This is a genomic window from Burkholderia sp. Ax-1720 (assembly GCF_011753035.1).
GTDB lineage: Bacteria > Pseudomonadota > Gammaproteobacteria > Burkholderiales > Burkholderiaceae > Burkholderia > Burkholderia gladioli.
This window is the reverse complement of record NZ_VWWK01000302.1, coordinates 1-4,572: the sequence shown is the minus strand read 5'-3', so window position 1 is coordinate 4,572 and position 4,572 is coordinate 1. Positions and strand designations below refer to the sequence as shown.

Annotated in this window: 3 protein-coding genes; all 3 read left to right on the top strand. The window is 72.7% G+C overall.

Going from position 1 to position 4,572, the window contains the following annotated elements:
• Nucleotides 1-156: 156 nt before the first annotated feature.
• Nucleotides 157-1,230: a GntG family PLP-dependent aldolase gene (locus F3J18_RS35650; RefSeq protein WP_017921650.1), complete on the top strand. Its 1,074-nt coding sequence runs from the start codon at nucleotides 157-159 to the stop codon at nucleotides 1,228-1,230.
• A 68-nt stretch (nucleotides 1,231-1,298) separates the two neighbouring features.
• A complete protein-coding gene (locus F3J18_RS35645; RefSeq protein ID WP_051078797.1) occupies nucleotides 1,299-1,895 on the top strand; it encodes a GNAT family protein in 597 nt (198 codons plus the stop codon).
• On the top strand, nucleotides 1,892-4,572 hold a 2,681-nt coding region (locus F3J18_RS35640; protein WP_166916804.1), incomplete at its 3' end, for an AMP-binding protein. The genes F3J18_RS35645 and F3J18_RS35640, both read left to right, overlap by 4 nt.

Here is a 4,572-nt window from a genome sequence, read left to right as displayed (position 1 = left end):
CGCGGCAGCGCCAGACGCGGGTCGCCGCGCTGCTGGCGGCCGCGCCGCACTGAGGCCGAGCGCGGCCTGGCCAGCCGCAACCCCCACAAGCGGCGGCGATCGCATCGATCGTTGTCAGGATGACAAAACGAATTGACCGAACGAGAGACGCAGGCGATGGACCGACCCCTGATTGATTTCCTGAGCGATACCGTGACCGTGCCGACCGCGCCGATGCGCCGCGCGATGTTCGAGGCCGAAGTCGGCGACGACTGCTACGGCGAGGACCCGACCGTCAACGAACTGGAGGCGCTGGCCGCGCACATGACCGGCAAGGCGGCCGCCGCCTTCGTGTCGAGCGGCACGCTGGGCAACCTGACGGCGCTGCTGGCGCAGTGCCCGCGCGGCCACGAGGTGATCCTCGGCGACCAGTCCGACCTCTACAACTACGAGGCGGGCGGCATCTCGCTGGTGGGGGGCGGCGTGCTGCACCCGGTGGCCACCGCGGCCGACGGCAGCCTGCCGATCGAGGCGCTGCGCGCGGCGATCCGCGACCGCCACGACTACCAGTGCGCGCCGGCCGCCGTGATCGCGCTGGAGAACCCGCATTGCCTGGCCGGCGGCCGCGTGCTCTCGCTCGACTACCTGCGCCGCGTGCGCGAGCTGGCCGACCAGCACGGCCTGGCCGTGCACATGGACGGCGCCCGCCTGTTCAACGCGGCGGTGGCGCTCGGCGTGCCGGCCGCCGAGATCGTCTCGTATGCCGATTCGGTGCAGTTCTGCCTGTCCAAGAGCCTGGCCGCGCCTTACGGCTCGATGGTCTGCGGCAGCGCCGAGCTGATCGATCGCGTCAAGCGCTACCGCAAGCTGCTCGGCGGCGGCACGCGCCAGGCCGGGATCATGGCCGCCGCCGGCCTGGTCGCGCTCACCGAGATGGTGGAGCGGCTGGGCGAGGACCATCGCCGCGCCGCGCGCCTGGCCGCCGGGCTCGCGCGGATTCCCGGCATCGCGCTGCGCGCGCCCGCCTTCGACACCAGCATGGTGTTCTTCGACGTGGCCGTGCCCGGCAATGCCGCCTTTCTCGATGCGCTGCGCGAGCAGGGCATCCGCATGGGCCTGCTCGGCGACGGCGTGATCCGCGCCGTCGTCCACTACCAGATCGACGACGCGGCGATCGACGCCACCATCGCGGCCGCCGGGGCGATCCTCGCCGAGGCCGCGCTGCCCGAGGCGATGGAGTCGCATCGATGAGCGCCGCGACTTCCCGCATCTCCACGGTCTGCGCCGACCAGCCCGCCACCGGACTTCAAGGAACCCGAATGAGCTTCCCGCTTGCCACCGCGCGCCTGGTGCTGCGCCCCTTCACGCGCGACGACCTCGCCAGCTTCACCGCCTACCGCAACCATCCCGAGGTGGCGCGCTACCAGGGTTGGTCCTCGTATTCCTTCGACGACGCGCTGGCCTTCTTCGCCGAGCAGGAGCCGCTCGCCTTCGACACCGACGAAACCTGGTTCCAGATCGCCGCCGAACGCCGCACCGACGGGCAACTGGTCGGCGACGTGGCGGTGCACTTCCTCGACGAGGGACGCCAGGCCGAGCTGGGCGTGACCTTCGACGTTCAGGCGCAGCGCCAGGGTTATGCGCGCGAGGCGGTGGCGAGCGTGGTCGAGCTGCTGTTCGAGCAGCATGGCAAGCACCGGCTGGTAGCCACCGTCGATGCGCTCAACGCGCGCGCGCAGCGGCTGCTGGAGCACCTGGGCTTCCGCCGCGAGGGCATGTATCGCCAGAACGTGTTCTTCAAGGGCGCCTGGGGCGACGAATACGCTTATGCGCTGCTGGCCAGCGAATGGCGCGAACGACGCGCGCAGGCCGGGGCGGCCGGGGCGGCTGACATGGCCGCAGGGGAGGCGCGATGAGCGGCCACGCGAATTTCGTCGATCTGTGCCGTGCGCGCGCCGAGACGCTCGGCGAGGCGCTGGCCTATCGCTATCTCGAAGGCCGCGACGGCGACGATGCGGCGCCGAGCCTGAGCTTCGCCGGTCTCGACCTGGCGGCGCGCCGCGTCGCCGCGCGGCTGGCCGCGAGCGGCGCCGTCGGCGATCGCGCGCTGATCGTCTGCCCGCAAAGCCTCGATTACGTGAGCGCCTTCTTCGGCTGCCTCTATGGCGGCTTCATCGCCGTGCCGGCCTACGCGCCGCGCAACAACCATCACTTCGAGCGCCTGGCGCGCATCATCGAGGACGCCGCGCCGCGCTTCGTGATGCTCACCCGCAAGCAGGCCGCCTCGATCGAGGCCTTCATCGCCGAGCGTCCCGCGCTGAGCGCGGTCGAGCTGATCGTGGTCGACGAGCTGGGCGAGCTCGACCCGGCCGGCTGGCGCCCGCACGCGGCCACGCCCGACACGCTGGCCTTCCTGCAATACACCTCGGGATCGACGGGCCAGGCCAAGGGCATCATGGTCACGCACGGCAACCTGCTCGCCAACGAGGAGATGATCCGCCTGATGTGCGGCAACACGCCGGACAGCCACGCGGTGTTCTGGCTGCCGCTGTTCCACGACATGGGGCTGATGACCCTGCTGCAGGGCGTCTACGTCGGCTACCCGACCACCCTGATGGCGCCGATGGACTTCCTCGGCAATCCGCTGCGCTGGCTGCAGGCCGTCTCGCGCTATCGCGCCACGCTGACCGTGGCGCCCAACTTCGCCTGGCAGCTGTGCGTCGAGAAGATCGCGCCGGCGCAACTGGCCGGGCTCGACCTGTCGAGCGTGACGGCCGCCGTGAACGGCTCGGAGCCGGTGTCGGTGCGCACCCTGGACGCCTTCGTCGCGCGCTTCGGCGCCTGCGGCTTCCGCGCCGAGGCGTTCAGGCCCAGCTATGGGCTGGCCGAGGCCACCCTGCTGGTGACGGGTTCGACCGGCTACGGGCCGCGCCACGTGATCGAGCAGACCAGCCTGGCCGCCTCGGGTCGCAGCACGGTGTTCCGGCGCGTCGGCTGCGGCGGCCCGGTGGCGGGCGGCGAGCTGGCGATCGTCGATCGCGACAGCCGCGCGCGCCTGGCCGACGACGCGGTCGGCGAGATCTGGGTCAAGGGCCCGCACGTGGCCCAGGGCTACTGGGGCGATGCCGAGAAGAGCGCGCAGACCTTCGGCAACTTCACGGCCGACGGCGACGGCCCCTTCCTCGCCACCGGCGACCTGGGCTTCCTGCACGGCGGCGAGCTGGTGGTCACCGGCCGCTGCAAGGACGTGATCATCCTGCGCGGCGACAACTACTATCCGTCCGACCTGGAGGCCACCGCCACCGCCGCGCATCGCGCGCTGGTGCCGGACGGCGCGGCCGCCTTCACGCTGGCCGAGAACGCCTCGGCGGGGAGCGCCGGCGAGAGCGCCGGGCAGGCCGCGGATGCCACGCAGGCAGCGGAAGCCGACACGCAGGCGCTGGCCCTGGTCGCCGAGGTGCGGCGCAATACGCCGTCGGCCGAGTTCCCGGCGATCGTCGCGGCGATCGTCGAGCGCGTCGCCTCGGGGCATGGCCTTGCGCTGGAACGCGTGGTGCTGATCAAGGAGCGCTCGATCGCCAAGACCTCCAGCGGCAAGGTGCAGCGCAGCGCCGTGCGCGAGGAGCTGCACGGCGGCGCGCTGAAGGTGCTGCACGAGGCGCGGCCCGGCGCGAGCGGCACGCGGGACGCGGCGCGCGTAGCGCACGACCCGCACGCGGCCCTGCACGCGATGCTGGCCGCCGCCCGGGGCGAGGCCTTCGCGCGGCTGGTCGAGGGCGTGGTGCAGAACCAGTTCGCCGAGCTGCTGAAGACGCCGTTCTACGCGCTCGACCTGTCGCGGCCGGTGTCGGCGCTCGGCCTCGATTCGCTGGCGCTTGTGCAGGTCCAGCATCGGCTCGGCGCCGCGTTGCGCGTCGAGCTGCCGGTCGAGCTGCTGTTCGGCGATCTCACGCTGGCGGCGCTGGCCGCCGAGATCGGCACGCTGGCCGAACGCGCCTGGCGCGCGCCGGCCGCCGGGGAAACCGGTACGTCGACGCGGGCCGAGGCGGCCGCGCCAGCCGAGGGCGACTGGCCGGCAACGCCGGGCCAGGCCGCGCTGTGGCTCGCGCAGCAGGCGAACCGTGGCTCGGTCGACTACAACGAGGGTTTCGTGGCCGAGGCCGACGCGGCCTTCGATGCCGAGCGTTTCTCCCGCGCGCTGGGTCAGCTGGCGGCGCGCCACGACGTGCTGCGGATGGTGCTGATCGAGCGCGACGGCAAGCCGGTGGCGGCCGAGGCGCCGGCACCGGCCCTGGTGCAGGCGCGTTTCGCCGACGACGAGGCCGCGCTGCAGGCCGCGCGCGAAACGCTGGTCACGCCGTTCGACCTGGGCGTCGCCGCCTGGCGCGCCAGCGTCACGCAGGGCCCGACGCGGACCTGGGTCGCGCTCGCCCTGCATCATGGCTGCGTCGACATGTGGTCCTTCGACCTGCTGCTGGCCGAACTCGGCCGCCTCTACGACGCGCTCGGCCGCGGCGAGGCCGAACCGCCGGTGGCGACGCGCGGCTATCGCGCCTTCGCCGCCGCGCAGCGCGACTGGCTCGCCTCGCCGGC